The sequence below is a fragment of the Pseudazoarcus sp. NS36 genome (assembly GCF_059703705.1).
On the sequence record NZ_BAAKJA010000007.1, the window covers coordinates 238,694 to 254,235 of the forward strand.

The 15,542-nt window shown below is 66.7% G+C and carries 14 protein-coding genes; 5 read left to right on the forward strand and 9 right to left on the reverse strand.

Annotation, left to right across the window (positions count from 1 at the left end; all coding sequences use genetic code 11):
- Positions 1–13: 13 nt before the first annotated feature.
- The 4 genes from AC6H0R_RS13020 (at position 14) to AC6H0R_RS13035 (ending at position 2,497) form a co-directional block, all read left to right on the forward strand.
- The gene (locus AC6H0R_RS13020; protein ID WP_497581784.1) at positions 14–532 is read left to right on the forward strand and encodes a YHS domain-containing protein; all 519 of its coding nucleotides are present in this window, start codon (positions 14–16) and stop codon (positions 530–532) included.
- Between the two features lie 51 nt (positions 533–583).
- Entirely contained in the window at positions 584–811 is a 228-nt protein-coding gene (locus tag AC6H0R_RS13025; RefSeq protein ID WP_497581785.1) for a DUF2933 domain-containing protein, read from the forward strand.
- Between the two features lie 101 nt (positions 812–912).
- Entirely contained in the window at positions 913–1,377 is a 465-nt protein-coding gene (locus AC6H0R_RS13030; RefSeq protein ID WP_497581786.1) for a hypothetical protein, read from the forward strand.
- Between the two features lie 43 nt (positions 1,378–1,420).
- The gene (locus tag AC6H0R_RS13035; protein ID WP_497581787.1) at positions 1,421–2,497 is read left to right on the forward strand and encodes an NAD(P)-dependent alcohol dehydrogenase; all 1,077 of its coding nucleotides are present in this window, start codon (positions 1,421–1,423) and stop codon (positions 2,495–2,497) included.
- Here the strand turns inward: AC6H0R_RS13035 and cueR are convergent.
- From cueR to gcvA, 5 genes are all read right to left on the reverse strand, one after another.
- Positions 2,487–2,888, reverse strand: a complete 402-nt coding sequence (gene cueR, locus AC6H0R_RS13040; RefSeq protein WP_497581788.1) for a Cu(I)-responsive transcriptional regulator — start codon at positions 2,886–2,888, stop codon at positions 2,487–2,489. The two genes, AC6H0R_RS13035 and cueR, sit on opposite strands and share 11 nt — an antisense overlap.
- 88 nt (positions 2,889–2,976) lie before the next feature.
- A complete protein-coding gene (locus tag AC6H0R_RS13045) occupies positions 2,977–5,433 on the reverse strand; it encodes a heavy metal translocating P-type ATPase (protein WP_497581789.1) in 2,457 nt (818 codons plus the stop codon).
- Positions 5,430–5,642 (reverse strand): heavy-metal-associated domain-containing protein, encoded by a 213-nt coding sequence (locus AC6H0R_RS13050; RefSeq protein ID WP_497581790.1) that lies wholly within the window; start codon positions 5,640–5,642, stop codon positions 5,430–5,432. The genes AC6H0R_RS13045 and AC6H0R_RS13050 overlap by 4 nt, the downstream gene beginning before the upstream one ends.
- A 129-nt stretch (positions 5,643–5,771) precedes the next feature.
- Positions 5,772–6,452 (reverse strand): protein-L-isoaspartate(D-aspartate) O-methyltransferase, encoded by a 681-nt coding sequence (locus AC6H0R_RS13055; protein WP_497581791.1) that lies wholly within the window; start codon positions 6,450–6,452, stop codon positions 5,772–5,774.
- An 87-nt stretch (positions 6,453–6,539) separates the two neighbouring features.
- Entirely contained in the window at positions 6,540–7,499 is a 960-nt protein-coding gene (gene gcvA / locus AC6H0R_RS13060) for a transcriptional regulator GcvA (RefSeq protein WP_497581792.1), read from the reverse strand.
- A gap of 124 nt (positions 7,500–7,623) precedes the next feature.
- Between gcvA and AC6H0R_RS13065 the strand changes: the two genes are divergently transcribed.
- Positions 7,624–7,776 carry an RSP_7527 family protein gene (locus AC6H0R_RS13065; RefSeq protein ID WP_497581793.1) on the forward strand — a complete coding sequence of 51 codons (153 nt, stop codon included), beginning with the start codon at positions 7,624–7,626 and terminating at the stop codon, positions 7,774–7,776.
- Positions 7,777–8,009: 233 nt separating this feature from the next.
- On the opposite strand, the gene AC6H0R_RS13070 is transcribed toward AC6H0R_RS13065, so the two are convergent.
- The 4 genes from AC6H0R_RS13070 to AC6H0R_RS13085 form a co-directional block, all read right to left on the reverse strand.
- Positions 8,010–9,059 (reverse strand): redoxin family protein, encoded by a 1,050-nt coding sequence (locus AC6H0R_RS13070; protein ID WP_497581794.1) that lies wholly within the window; start codon positions 9,057–9,059, stop codon positions 8,010–8,012.
- 58 nt (positions 9,060–9,117) lie between these two features.
- Complete coding sequence (locus AC6H0R_RS13075; protein ID WP_497581818.1) at positions 9,118–11,259, reverse strand: YgiQ family radical SAM protein; 2,142 nt, start codon at positions 11,257–11,259, stop codon at positions 9,118–9,120.
- A gap of 131 nt (positions 11,260–11,390) precedes the next feature.
- Positions 11,391–14,486, reverse strand: coding sequence for an efflux RND transporter permease subunit (locus AC6H0R_RS13080; protein ID WP_497581795.1), 3,096 nt, complete (start codon positions 14,484–14,486; stop codon positions 11,391–11,393).
- A complete protein-coding gene (locus AC6H0R_RS13085; RefSeq protein WP_497581796.1) occupies positions 14,483–15,481 on the reverse strand; it encodes an efflux RND transporter periplasmic adaptor subunit in 999 nt (332 codons plus the stop codon). The genes AC6H0R_RS13080 and AC6H0R_RS13085 overlap by 4 nt, the downstream gene beginning before the upstream one ends.
- Positions 15,482–15,542 lie beyond the last annotated feature (61 nt).

Below are 15,542 nucleotides of genomic sequence, written 5' to 3' on the forward strand. Positions count from 1 at the left end.
AACGGAGAACAAAATGACTGAAAAACTGAAGGACGTCGTTTGCGGCATGGAAGTGGATGCCGCCAGTTTTGCGCACGACTACGTCGGTATCCGATATGCATTCTGCTCCGCACAATGCCGCGACCGTTTCCTGGCTCACCCCCATCTGTTCATCGGCCTGCCGGGGCGCCCGGCACCCAAGCAGGAAGGGCGCAGCGTGCTCAAGCAACGCAGCTTCGAACTCGATTCTCCGCTGGATGCAGATCAGGCACACACCGTCGTCGAGCACGTCAGGACTCTGATGGGCATCAAGGCCTTGGAGGTCGACGGCTCCTGTGTACGCATCACCTACGACCTGTTGCAAGTAACCGCAGAAGGTATCGAATCCGCCCTGATGGTGGCCGGCGCGAAGCTTGGCGAAGGCTGGGCCAGCACCCTGAAACGCGGCTTCGTGCATTTCACCGAGGAGTGCGAGGTCGGACACCTCGAAGTCGGCCCGCGTTTCGGAAGCCGACGTTCTCCAGGCGAGGCTTCCTGCCATGGTAAGGGCTGAAACGATCGGGCCACATCGACCGCGAAGACTGCTTCTCGAATGGAGACGATCATGTGCGATCACGAGAAATTCGTGCCGCCACGCCGCGCAGCGGCCGATCCCGACACGCCCCCGCCCAAGCCCGCCGGCTCGGTCAAATCGGTGCTGCTCGCCGCCGCAGGGCTGGTCGGCGCGATGCTGCTGTTCGAGCACCGCGAACACTGGGCCGACATCGCGCCCTGGCTCCTCGTCGCGGCCTGCCCGCTGCTGCATCTGTTCATGCACCGCGGGCACAAGTGAACCAGGCGTGTCGGCACGACGGTTGACACGCGTCAACACCGAGCGACCTGCCGTGCTCCATCCTGAACATGATCGATCGCAATCAGCCAGAGGAGGACGACATGCGATTTCATCGAGTCCGCGAACTCATCGAATGGGCCGTCGAGACCCACGACGGTCTGGCAAATGCGTACGAGCGGCTCGGCTGCGAGTGCGTCGACGAGCGCACCCGCATGGCACTGCGCTATCTGGCCGAGCACGAACGCCAGATGCATACTGCGCTGTCGCGCTATCTGGCCGAGGGCAACGAGCATCGCAACGTGCTCGAGACCTGGTTCGACGACACCACGGAGTTCCCGCAGCCGTCAGTCGTCGCACGCCTGTGCGATGCGGTCGGCGACAAGGCGGTCGAGGATCTGCTGGCCAACGCGCTGGCCATCCACAAGACCATGGAAGACCTCTACCGTCACCGCGCAGAGACCGCACCGATCGGCGACGAGCGTGACTTCTTCGCCGCGCTGGCCGCCAGCCATGAGGCGGAAACGCGCCGCCTGGTGCGCGACATGTCGCGGCTCGACGCGCTGTGACGCGCGCCGCCCACCGCCACCACCTGCAACCGAGGACACCCCGATGACCGCCATGATGAAAGCGACCGTATTCACCGCCCCGGGACGCATCGAACTGGTGGACAAGCCGATTCCCGATATCGGTCCGCTCGATGCGCTGATCCGCATCACGACCACCACGATCTGCGGCACCGACGTGCACATCCTCAAGGGCGAGTATCCGGTGCAGCCCGGCCTGACCATCGGTCACGAACCGGTCGGCGTGATCGAGAAGCTCGGCTCGGCGGTGCAGGGCTACCGCGAGGGGCAGCGCGTGATCGCCGGCGCGATCACGCCGTCGGGCCACTCCAATGCCTCGCTGTGCGGCGTACATTCGCAGTGTGGCGCCGGAACCGAACACGGCTGGAAAGCGCTGGGCGGCTGGCGTTTCGGCAACACCATCGACGGCGCACAGGCCGAATACCTGCTCGTGCCCGACGCCATGGCCAACCTCTCGCCGGTGCCCGACGGGCTCACCGACGAACAGGTGCTGATGTGCCCGGACATCCTGTCCACCGGCTTCAGCGGCGCGGAATCGGGCAGCGTGCGCATCGGCGACACGGTAGCGATATTCGCGCAGGGGCCGATCGGCCTGTGCGCAACGGCCGGCGCACGCCTGATGGGCGCGGCGACCATCATCGCGGTCGAGTCCGTGCCGGCGCGCATGCAGGTCGCGCGCAACATGGGGGCGGATCATGTGGTCGATTTCAGCCGCGTCGACCCGGTCGACGAGATCATGAAGCTCACCGGCGGGCGCGGAGTGGACGTCTCCATCGAGGCGCTGGGTCTGCAGGCAACCTTTGAAGCCGCACTGCGCGTGCTGCGCCCGGGCGGCACGCTGTCCTCGCTCGGCGTCTACTCGACCGACCTGCGCATCCCGCTCGACGCTTTCTCCGCGGGACTGGGCGACCATCGCATCATCACCACGCTGTGCCCCGGCGGCAAGGAGCGCATGCGTCGCCTGATGAGTGTCATCGCCTCCGGGCGCATCGACACGCAGGCGCTGGTCACCCACCGCTTCCGCCTGGACGACATCGTCGAGGCCTACGAACTGTTCGCCAACCAGCGCGACGGCGTGCTGAAGGTGGCGATCACTCCGTAGGGCGGTCGCCGCCCAGATCCCCGAGGATGGGGCAGTCGGGCCGGTCGTCGCCGTGGCAGCACTCGGCCAGCCGGCGCAGCGTGTCCGCCATGTCCTGCAAGGCATGGATGCGCGCCTCCAGCTCGTCGATGTGCAGCTGCGCGATGCGTTTCACGTCCGCGCTGGCGCGCGACTTGTCGCGCCACAGCGCGAGCAGATCGCGGATGGCGTCGACCGAGAATCCCAGATCACGCGCGCGGCGGATAAAGCGCAGCACATGCACGTCCGCGTCCGAATACACGCGGTAGGCGGTGTCGGTGCGCCGCGCCGGCGGGATCAGACCCACTGACTCGTAATAGCGGATCATCTTCGCCGACACGCCGGAGGCAGCGGCGGCCTTGCCGATGTTCATGCTTTCCCCTGAATCCCGATTCTCGTAGGGCGGATTAGCGCAGCGTAATCCGCCGGATGTAAGCCTCATACGGCGCAATGCCCTTCGGTTATAGCGCCCTGCGGTCGGACGCCACGGCGAACCACCGCAACCGAAGCGCGTTGCTCAACACGAACACGCTCGACAGCGACATCGCGGCCGCCGCGAAGATGGGCGAGAGCAGCAGCCCGAAGGCCGGGTAGAACACTCCGGCTGCGAGCGGGATCAGCGCCGCGTTGTAGGCGAAGGCCCAGAACAGGTTCTGGCGGATGTTGCGCATGGTCGCGCGCGAGAGCGCGATGGCGCGCGGCACGCCAGCCAGATCGCCGGACATCAGCACCACGTCGGCGCTCTCGATGGCGATGTCCGTGCCCGAACCGACGGCCATGCCGACATCGGCCGAGGCCAGCGCGGGCGCATCGTTGATGCCGTCACCAACAAACACGATGCGCCGGCCCTCGCCGCGGAGCCGTTGCAGCGCCTCGACCTTGCCGTCCGGCAGCACCTCGGCGGCGACGTCGTCGATGCCGGCCAGGCGGGCGATGGCCTGCGCGGTGCGGGTGTTGTCGCCGGTGACCATCGCCACCTTCAGGCCCATCGCGTGCAGGGCGCGGATGGCCTCCACCGTGGTGTCCTTGAGCGGATCGGCCACGGCGATGATGGCGGCGAGCTGGCCGTCGATGGCGGCGTACAGCGGGCTCTTGCCCTCGTCACCGAGGCGTTCGGCGGTTTCGGCAAACTCGGAAATATCCAGCCCCAGTCCGCGCATCATGCGGTCGGCGCCGACTTCCACGCGTCGTCCCGCGACCTGCGCACGCACGCCGTGGCCGACCGTGGCTTCGAAACGTTCGGCTTCCGCGATGTCGAGGGCCGCTTCGCGCGCAGCGGCAACAATCGCCTCGGCAATCGGGTGTTCGGAACGCCGCTCGACTGCGGCTACCAGCGCCAGCACCTCGTCGCGCGCGAAACCCTGCGCCGCGTCCAGATCGGTCAGTTGCGGGCGGCCCAGCGTCAGCGTGCCGGTCTTGTCGAAAGCCACGACGTCGACGCGCGACAGCTCCTGCAGCGCGTCGCCCTTGCGGAACAGCACGCCCATGGCCGCGGCACGGCCGGTGGCCACCATGATCGACGTCGGCGTGGCCAAACCCATCGCGCAGGGGCAGGCCACGATCAGCACCGCCACCGCGCACACCAACGCAAAGCTCAGCGCGGGCGAGGCGCCGAAGATCATCCACGCCACGAAGGTCAGCAGCGCCACGCCCATCACCACCGGCACGAACACCATCGTCACCTTGTCGACCAGCGCCTGGATCGGCAACTTGGCGCCTTGCGCGTGTTCGACCATGCGGATGATCTGCGCCAGCACCGTGTCAGCGCCGACCCGCGTGGTGCGAAAGGCCAGCGCGCCACGCGTGTTGAGCGTGCCGCCGACCACCTGCGCGCCGATCGCTTTCTCGACCGGCACGGCTTCGCCGGTGATCATGGACTCATCCACGAAGGACGAGCCCTCGACCACTTCACCATCCACCGCAATCTTCTCGCCGGGGCGCACTTCAACAACGTCGCCCACCACGACCTCGCCAATCGGCAGCTCCACCGCGACGCCGTCTCGACGCACGCGCGCGGTGCGTGGTGCAATCTTCATCAGGCGGCGGATGGCTTCCGACGTGCGGCCACGTGCGCGCGCCTCCAGCAATCGGCCGACCAAGATCAGCGTGACGATCACCGCCGCCGCCTCAAAATAGACGTTGGCCGTACCCTCCGGCAACAGCCTCGGCGCGATCAGCGCCACCAGCGAATAGGCCCACGCCGCGCCCGTGCCAAGTGACACCAGCGCATTCATGTCCGGTGCGCCGCGCAGCAGGGCTGGCACGCCCTTGCGGAAGAAACGCAGGCCGGGGCCGAACATCACCGCTGTGGTCAGCACCGCCTGGATCCAACCGTTGGCGGTGTGGCCAATCGTGGCCATCACCCACTCGTGCATGCCCGGAATCAGGTGAGAGCCCATCTCCAGGACGAACACCGGCAGCGTCAGCGCCACGGCAATCCATACGTCACGGCGCAATTCGCGTTCCTCGGCGGCTGCGGCGGCCTCGCGCGCGCCCTCGGCGGCTTCGGCCGCCGGTTTCGCGTCAAAGCCGGCCTTCTTCACGGCCGCCACCAGCGCCGCCACCGGCACATCGCCGGCGCTCTCGACGCGCGCATTGCGCGCCGCCAGATTCACGCTGGCCGAGACCACGCCCGGCACGCGCAGCAAGACCTTCTCCACGCGCCCGACGCAGGCCGCGCAGCTCATGCCCTCGATGTCGAGCACGGTCTCGTCACGCACCACCTCGTAACCGGCCTTTTCCACCGCCTGCACCAGCGCGTCAAACTCGACTTCTGCTGCAGTGGTAACGGTGGCCGTTTCGGTCGCAAGATTCACGCTCGCCGCTTCCACGCCCGGCACCTTCAGTAGCGCCTTTTCGACGTGAGCAACGCACGAAGCGCAGGTCATACCCCCCACGTGCAGGGTCTGCGTGTTCATCGCTGCGCCTCCGACACGGCCTGCGCGGCGTAGCCCGCATCCTCAATGGCGCGCACCACCTCGCGCGGCTCCAGATCGGCCTCCACGCGCACAATGCCGGCGGCCTGATCGACCTCGACTTTCGCCTCGTCATCGATATTGTTGATGGCGGCAATGATCTTGCGTACGCAGGACCCACAGCCGATTCCGGTGACCTTGTAGCTCTGCATTCCGGTGCTCCACTCGTTGAGACGAGACCAGTCTCTTCCTTCCCACAATGGGAAGGTCAAGCACAAAATGCAAGGGCCGCCCCAAGGCGGCCCGTTCAAGGCTTTGTCGGCGGGCCGAGGCTTCGCGTTTCAGGAATGGAGCACGGCCGCCTGGGCTTCCATCGGCCCGAAATCCACCGGCATCATGTCCTGCACCGACGTCCGCCCGGCGGCATTCTTGCTCACCAGCATCAGCATCTGCGCCCCATCCAGCCCGGCCGGAATGACCATGCGCCCGCCCGCCTTCAATTGATTGAGCAGGGTGTGCGGAATCATCTGTGGCGCGCAGGTGACCAGGATGCGGTCGTACGGCGCATGCGCCGACAGACCGTTGGCGCCGTTTCCGGCGATCACCTCGACGTTGCCACAGCCCACACGCGCCAAACGCTCGGCCGCCTGCTTTGCCAGCGCATCAACGAACTCCATCGAATACACCTTGCGCGCGAGCTTCGACAGAATCGCGGCGTGGTAACCCAGCCCTGTACCGATCTCCAGCGCCGTGTGCTGCGGCCCCAGCTGCAGCAGGTCGGTCATCGCGGCGATGATCAACGGGTTGGCAATGGTTTTCTCGAAACCGATCGGCAATGGCCGCAGCAGATAGGCGTATTGCTGCAACTCCGTCGGCACGAATTCGTGACGCGGCGTGGCACGCATGGCGTCGATCACACGCTCGTCGAACTCGTCGTGGCCGAGTTGCTCGGACATCAGCAGCGCACCGAGAGCGATCTCGGAGAGCATGGCTTCGTTCAGGACAGCGTAGGAAGTGCTCATCAATTCAATCGGGCTGAAAATCTCGACACGTCCCGATTATTCCATGCGTACGCACTGCTGCAAGCCGCAAGGGGCGTGCATGGCCGATCACGCCTCAGCCGCCGCCTCCTCGATCAGCCAATCACGGAAACTCGCCACCTGCGGGGTGTCGGCGACGTTCTTCGGCGACACGATGTAATACGAGAAGCCGCAGCGGATGCTGACGTCGAAGGGCGCCACCAGTCGCCCGGTGGCAATTTCGCCCTCGACGATCTGTTTGGCCAGCAGCGCCACGCCCAGGCCGTCGATGGCGGCCGAAATGGCCAGCCCGGAGTTGGAGAAATGCGGGCCGGCCACGCGCACGCCGTGCACGCCGGCTGCAGCCAGCCACGCTTCCCAGCGCGGACGCAGCGCACGGTCGGGAATGGTCTCGTCGTGGATCAGCGCGAAGTGGCGCAGGTCTTCGGGCTTGTTGAGCGGGATGCGCCGCTGCAGCAGCGCCGGACTGCACACGGCGGTGTATTCGGGCTCGAACAGGCGGTCGGTGCGCACGCCGACGTAGTGGCCGCGCCCGTAGCGCACCCACACCTGCGGCACGTCGCGGTTGCGCCCGCGCCGCTGATCGGCGTCATCGCTGTGATGGGTGCTCTGCTGGGCGGAAGAGTCGATGGCCTTGATCGAGCCGCGCATGTACAGCTCGACGTTGGGCTCGCGCTCGTTATATCGCCACAGGCGCGGCATCAGCCAGCGCTGGGCAAAGGACGGCGGCGCCACCACCCGCAGCCGCGCACCGGGTTTCATGCTGCGCACTTCGGCCACGGCGGCCGCAAAGCAGTCCATGCCTTCGCGCACCTTGGGCAGCATGGCCTCGCCCTCGGAGGTGAGCTCCAGCGCACGGGTGAGGCGGCGGAACAGCTCGACGCCGAGGAATTCTTCCAACCCGCGGATCTGGTGACTGACCGCCGTCGGCGTGACGGACAGTTCTTCCGCCGCGTCCTTGAAGCTCAGGTGACGGGCGGCAACCTCGAAGGTGCGCAGTGCGTTGAGGGCAGGCAGGCGGTCGCTCATGTGTTCTCTGTCATGGATGAATTGAGCTCATCCGTCGAGTGACAATACATCGTTTGTTGCGCCGCGTCATGCTTTGTACATTTCATCCCGTGCTTACACGATGAGCTCAAAGGAGAAAAAAGACATGTACGACGAAAACATCGACGTGACCCGCATCATTGTCGCCGCGCACCACATGCGCAACCAGATCATCGCGGACCTGCTCCGCACTGCCGTCCAGCGTGTGCGTGACGCCGTCCGCAACGCCGCCCCCGGCCTGAAGCACTACCACGCCTGAGCAGGCGCGGTTCAGTAACGAACTCCTGCCGGCGCCCGATTCTCCCTCCTCCGTCGGGCGACGGCTTGTTGAGTCACAGGTTTTGCTCAACCTGTGCGGTTGTCCTCCCCTGGCCCCGGCCTCGTGCGCATCATTGGTCTGATCCCGCACGATCGCCGGGGTTTCTTTTTTTTCCGTTCCCGCAGCACTCAACGCGCCTGCGCGCGCGGATGAATTTTATTTGCGGTATGCGCTCAGCGAGCGCCGGCTCCCAGCCGTTCGACGGCTTCCACGCCAAGCTCCTCCGGCCCCAATAGCTGCAACAGCCGTCCATCCGCTCCGATCAGCGCCACGCTCGGCACCTGGCGCACACCAAAAGCCGCGAACAGCGCGCCGCCTTCGTCCAGCACGAGCGGCGTGCGAAGCTGGTTGCCGGTGCCGTACTCACGCAGATCCTGAGCCGTGGTCCACAGGTCGGATGCCACGGTGACCCACAGCACGTCACCACGCGCCGCGAGGGCATCCACGCGACGCCGCACCCGCTCACACGCCTGCGCGGTTTCCGGGCGGCGCTCGGCCACGTACCACTCGCACCATGCCGCCGTGAAGACCACCCCACGTGGCTTGCCGGCCCGCGCCGAACCCAGCCGCAGGCGCATGCCATCGAGCGTGGTCAGCTCCACGCCTTGCACGTCGTCGCCCGGCGTGTAGGTCTTCGCCACTGGCAATGCGGGCACTTCGCCCGCAGCCCCGGCCGCCGACTGCGCGATAGCCTGATCGAGCGCGGCGTGCAGTTTGGCGTCGTCGAGGTGCCCGACATGCAGGATGCGGCCGTCGCGCCCCACCACCACGTGCTGCGGCGTGACCCGAAGGTTCAGGGCGCGCGCCAGGCGACCGTCGTCGATCACGACCGGCATGCGCATGTTCAGTTCTTCGCGGAAACGCCGTACCGCAGCCAGATCGTCATTGAAACCGGTGTTCAGTGCGATGACAGCAATATCGCCGCCAAGGCGGGCGTGAATGGCGTTGAAGTCCGGCATCTGCGCCAGACAGGGCACACACCATGTCGCCCAGAACTTGAGGTACACCGGGCGCTTGCCGCGGTAGGCACCGAGGTCGATGCTCCCGCCATCAATGGTCTTCAGCGTAAGAGCCGGCAAGCGCTGCCCGATCAGTGACGCACCGGCCGCGACGGCGCGACGCTCGCCTTCCTGTGCGTAATCGGTGGAGTCCTCAGCCATCAGCGGCGCCGTACCCGTCAGCATCATCAGACCAAGCACGATCAGGCGGGACACGGACTTCATGGCAACTCCAGTGAAAAGGACAGAAAGGTGCCCATGCTGGCGGGGCAAAGCCTGCACCTCAACCCGAGCGGCGTGAGCCCGTACGCGGGCCGGTGCTACGGGCGCCGTTCGGGCGAGCCGAAGGCTTACCCGACTGCGGGCGCGCCGCATTCTTGCTCTGCGTCTTGCGCGGGGCAGGCGTAGGCAGCGGACGCGCGCCCACCGGCTGGTGGTGCGGCACAAGCTGATCCGGCCGGTTGCCGATGAGGTCGGCGCGGCCCATGGCCTTCAGCCCCTCGCGGATCAGCGGCCAGTTGTCGGAGTCGTGCCAGCGCAGCAGCGCCTTGTGGAACTTGCGGGTCTTGCCGGCGCGCGCGGTTTCGACGGTTTCCGAATCGGCCGTGACCTTGCGCAGCGGGTTCTTGCGCGAGTGGTACATGGTGGTCGCCATGGCCATCGGCGTGGGCATGAAGGTCTGCACCTGATCGGGCCGGAATCCATTGCTCTTGAGCCACAGCGCGAGGTTGAGCATGTCTTCGTCGGTACTGCCCGGGTGCGCGGCGATGAAGTACGGCACCAGATGCTGCTTCTTGCCGGCCTCGGCCGAGTACTTGTCGAACATCTTGCGGAAGGCTTCGTAGCTGCCGATGCCCGGCTTCATCATCTTGGAGAGCGTGGCTTCCTCGGTGTGCTCGGGCGCGATCTTGAGCAGGCCGCTGACGTGGTGGGTAACCAGTTCCTTGACGTACTCGGGCGAACGCACCGCAAGGTCGTAGCGCAGGCCGGACCCGATGGTCACGCGTTTGACGCCCGGAATCGCGCGCGCCTTGCGGTACAACGAGATCAGTGGCGCGTGGTCGGTGTTCAGATTCTCGCAGATGCCCGGATACACGCAGGACAGACGGCGGCAGGACTGCTCGATCTTCTCGTCCTTGCAGGCCATGCGGTACATGTTGGCGGTGGGGCCGCCCATGTCGCTGATGTGGCCCTTGAAGTCGGCGATCTTGTCGCGGATGTCCTTGATCTCGTTGAGGATGGATTCCTCAGAGCGGCTCTGAATGATGCGGCCCTCGTGCTCGGTGATGGAGCAGAAGGTACAGCCGCCGAAACACCCGCGCATGATGTTGATCGAGAACTTGATCATGTCCCACGCCGGGATGCGCGCATCGCCGTAAGCAGGGTGCGGCGCACGGGCATACGGCAGGCCGTAGACGAAATCCATCTCGGGCGTGGTCAGCGGAATCGGCGGCGGATTGAGCCACACGTCGCGCCGGCCCGGCCCCTCGCCGTGCGCCTGCACCATCGCGCGGGCATTGCCGGGGTTGGATTCGAGGTGGAACACGCGCGAGGCGTGGGCGTACATCACCGGGTCGGCCGTGACCTGCTCGAAGGACGGCAGACGAATGGCGGTTTTGGCGCGGGCCGCGCGGCGCGTGGCAACGCGCTCGGCCAGCGGCACGATACGCACCGGCTGCGCGGCGGCCGTGCTGCCGCCCTCGCTGCTACAGGACGCACCGCTCTTGGGCTCCGGCTCCATCGCGTAGGGATCGACATGCGGCTCGATGCGCCCCGGGCGGTCGAGCGCCAGCGAATCCACCTCGGCCCAGTCATCGCCCGGCAGCCAGCCCGGTTTGACCATGAAGGCCGTGCCACGCAGGTCGCGGATTTCCTTGATGTCTTCGCCCCCATCGAGCCGGTGCGCCAAATCCACCAGCGCGCGCTCGGCGTTGCCGAAGATCAGCAGATCGGCCTTGGAGTCCGGCAGCACCGAGCGGCGCACCTTGTCCGACCAGTAGTCGTAATGCGCAATGCGGCGCAAGGACGCCTCGATGCTGCCGATGACGATGCTGGCGTCCGGAAAGGCTTCGCGCGCGCGCTGGGCATACACCGTGACGGCACGGTCGGGCCGTTTGCCGGCCTCGGCGTTCGGCGTGTAGGCGTCGTCCGAGCGGATCTTGCGGTCGGCCGTGTAGCGGTTGACCATCGAATCCATGTTGCCCGCAGTCAGCCCGAAGAACAGCCGCGGCTTGCCGAGCGCGCGGAAGGGTTCGGCGCTGGTCCAGTCGGGCTGGCTGATGATGCCGACGCGAAACCCGTGCGCTTCGAGCATGCGCCCGACCAGCGCCATGCCGAAGCTCGGGTGGTCGAGATAGGCGTCGCCGGTGACCACAATGACGTCGCACTGGTCCCAACCGAGCGCATCCATCTCCTTGCGCGACATCGGCAGGAACGGCGCGGGGCGGGAAGGCGGGCGGGCGCGCGACTGAATCGGCGCGGGAGTGCTGCTGTCGGGAAACACGGGAAGACCTGCTGCGGGATTCAAGGCCGTGATTCTACGCGGTTTTTACGCGCTCAGGCGGGGGCAGGTCCTTTGCGTTTGCGCCCCATCGCGAGCCGGTAGATGAGCGGAATCGCGAACAGCGTCAGCACCGTCGAGAAGCCCAGCCCCCACACGATACTGGCCGCCACCGGCCCCCACATCAGCGACTTGCCGCCCAGCCCGACCGCCAGCGAAAACAGGCCGCCGATGGTGGTGATGGACGTAATCAGGATCGGCACGACGCGGCGGCGCGCGGCGTAGATCGCAGCGTGCTGCACGCTCATGCCGAGGCGGACGCGTTCGTTGGCGGCGTCGATCAGCACGATGGCGGAGTTCACGGCAATGCCGGTCAGCGCGATGACGCCGTACAGCGTGTACAGCGACAGCGGATTGTTGGAGATCAGCAGGCCGAGGATCACGCCGGTAAAGGCCAGCGGCACGGTGGCCAGAATCATCATCGGCTGCCAGTAGCTGCGGAACTGGGTGGCCAGAATCAGGTAGATCAGCCCGACGCCGAAGGCGAACAGTCGCGCCATCGAGTCCAGACTCTCCTGGATGTCGTCGAGCTCGCCCGAGAAATCCAGCGTCACGTTCGGGTAGCTCGCCTGCAGCTCGGCCCAGCGCGCCTTGAGCTGGTTGTTGGCGGCCAGCGTGTCGATCTGCTCGCGGTCGAGATCGGCCTCGACGGTGATGGCACGCTTGAACTGGTAGTGGCGGATGTAGCCCTTGGAGACAAGCGTCTGCACGTCCACCAACTCACCCAGTTGCACGCTGCGGCCATCAGGCAGCGGTACCGGGCGCTGCAGGATTTCGGTGACGTCGATCAGCGACTCGGGGCGGGCACGCACGATGACTTCCATCTTCTCGCCCTGATCGCGCGTCACGCCCACCACCTCGCCCTCGCCGTACAGACGCAGCAACCGCGCCACATCGCCGGCCGGCACGCCGGCGCGGGCGAGCTTCTCGCGGTTCGGCACCAGACGCAGTTCGTTACGGCCGGCCACGTCATCGTCGGTGACGTCGCGCGTACCGGAGATGCCGCGCACTGCCTCGATCAGCGCATCGGCGGCGGCGCGCAATTCGGCGTAGTCGTCGCCCTTGATCTTGACGCTGATCGGCTTGGCGGTGGGTGGCCCGCCCTTGAGTTCGAGAAAGGCAAAGCGCGCCTCGCCGTTGAGTGCCTCGATTTCGGGGCGCAGGCGCTCGATGATCTCGCCCGTTTCGGCCATGTCGCCATAGCGCGGCGCGAGCGACACGATGACCTGGCCGTACTGGTCGCCGTACAGCGGCTCGGTTTCGGTGAACTTGTTGCCGGCCGAAGCCACCAGCCCGCGCATGTCCTCGTCACCGACGCGCGCACGCACGATCTCGGCCGCGCGCTCGGCCTGCGCCAGCGTGCGTTCCAGCGCCACGCCGGGCGGCATGTCGACGTTGATGTAGAACAGCCGCACCGAATCGAAGGCAAAGAACTGCATCTTGACGATGCCGCTGCCGACCGCGCCGATCGACGCGACGATGGTGATCAGCACCACCGCCAGCGCCGTCTTGGGGCGGCGCATGACGGCCACCAGCAGACGCGAGTACTTCACGCGCACCTTGTGCGTGAAACGCTCGCGCAAGCGCTGGGCGCGGCTGGGCTTGCGCGTGAAGTCGGGACGCACCGCCAGCACGTGCGAGGGCAGGATCCAGAAGGCCTCGAACAGGCTGATCAGCAGCGCCACGGTGACCACAAAGGGCACGACGAACATGAAGTCGCCAAGGATGCCGGGCAGCAACATCAGCGGCAGAAAGGCCGCGATGGTGGTCAGCACCGACGACAGCACCGGCGCGCCGACCTCGGCAACACCGCCGATGACGGCATCCAGCGGCGCCTCGCCGCGTTGCAGGCGGTAGTAGATGGCCTCGACCACCACCACGGCGTCGTCCACCACCATGCCGAGCACGATGACAATGCCCAGCAGCACGGTCAGGTTCAGCGTCGAGCCAATGCCGTCGACCACCAGAAAGGCGCCGGCCAGCGAAAACGGAATGCCGATGGCCACCAGCAGCGCGATGCGGCTGCCGAGAAACAGCCAGCACATGCCCAGCACCGCAAACAGACCCAGCAGCGCGTTCGATTCCATGATGCCGATGGCGCTGCGCGTCTGGTAGGTCTGGTCATCGACGGTGACGAGCTGTACGCCCTGCCCGTGCAGCAGCGGATTGCGCTCGGCGGCGAAGGCTTCGAGCCGGCCGACCAGTTCCAGCGTGTTGGTGTCGGGCTGCTTGGTGATCGACAACAGAATGGCAGGCTGGCCGTTGTAGGCCACGAGTTGCGTGGTGCGCTCGTGGCCGCGCGCGACACGCCCCACCTCACCCAGCGCCACGCGCCCCTCGGGTGTAACGATGGCGGCGCCCGCCAGCACCTGCGGATCGGCAGTCTTGCCCTCCATGCGCACCAGCCATTCGCTGTCCTGCACGCGAATGCGCCCTCCCAGCGTGTTGCGGAACCAGCCGCTCACGCCGTCGGCAATCCGGATCGGCGACAGGCCGGTGGCGGCGACGCGCTCGGGATCGAAATCGACGTGCAGCTCGGGCTCGTCCAACCCCAGCGCCATGACCTGATCGACGCCGGCAAGTTGTTCGATGTCCTTCTTCAGCGTGAAGGCGGCACGGCGCAAGGTCTCGCCACCGGCCGGCGCGTACACCGCCATCATCGCGGTCGGGAAACCGTTCGATGAGGTGATCTCGAGCACCACCGGATCGGTGGCATCGAAGGGCAATTCGGCCGAAGCCTTGTTCTGGATCTCGCGGCGCAGGTCGTTGATGCGACGGTCGAACTGACGCTCGCTGATGTCCTCGAAACGCACGAGAATCGACGACACGCCCTCGCGGCTCGACGAGGACACGAACTTGATGTCCTTCACCTGTGCCAGCGAATCTTCCAGCGGGCCGGTCAGCTCACGCTCGACATCCTCGGCCGAGGCACCGGGCAGCGCGGTGGTGATGTTGACCCAGTTGAAGTTGATCTCCGGGTCCTGCGCGCGCGGCATCGTCACATAGCTGAAGATGCCGCCGAAGATGACCAGCGCAAAGGCGATGTTGGCGAGCGGATGGTTGGTGATCAGCCGCTCGAACACAGCCCTCACTTCGCGCCCCCGTTGCCGTTGCGCGGCGGCAGGTCGAGGCTGAAGCGGCCTTCATCGACCAGCAGGGTGTCCGCCGGCAGACTCACCGCCACCGGGCGCCCGAGTTCGGCCTGCGGCAGCGACTGGAAGACGGGCTGGCCGTCACGCATCAGCCACACGCCGAGACTGCCGTTGCGCTGCTGCACCCAGGCCGATGGCAGATGCGGCTGCGGGCTGGCCCACCGTAGCTCGCCCGCCAGCCCCGGCGACAGCTCGGTCGAAGCGGCAAACACCACCTCGCGCGCCTGCCCGGCCGAAGACACCAGTGGCGACACCCGCAGCAGTCGCAGATCGGCCTCGATCCCGCCCGCCACCAGACGCCACCCGCTGGCCGCACGCAAACCCTCGACCTGCGCCGCCGGCACGCGGGCACGTACCTCGATGCCGTCATCGGCCGCGAACACCAGCAACGCCGTACCCGGCGCAGCGAGATCCCCCACGCTGGCGATGCGCTCACGCACCGTGCCGTCGAAAGGCGCGCGAATCACCGTGCGCGCCAGTTGCAGGCGGGCGGCCTCCAGCCCTTGCCGGGTGGCTGTGAGTTCGCTTTTCAATACCGCCACTTCGGTGCGGCGCACACGCAGACCGTCTTCACTGATGAAACCGCGCGCAGCCAGCGTTGCGGACTGTTCGAGTTGCGCCTCGGCGAGCTTGACCCGATTGGCCACCAGATCAACCTGCGCCCGCGCCCGCTCAAGCTCGACGCGATAGCTGGAGGCATCCAGCCGGGCCAGCTCCGCGCCACGCGCCACGCGTTCGCCAACCCGCGCCGGCAAGGACTCGACACGCGCCGACACCTCTGCAGAGATGCGCGCCTCGTCGGTGGCCAGCACCTGGGCCGGGGCACGGAATTCGGGGTACACGGCGACCTCGCCAAACGGACGCGCAGTCCGCTCGGTCGCGAGCAACGCGGACGGCAGCAGGCACAGCAAAATCAGGACAAAAGATCGAGGCATCGGCAAGGCCATCCGTACGAGGCCACCCCCTTCACGCGGATGGAATGACGCGATTGTCCGT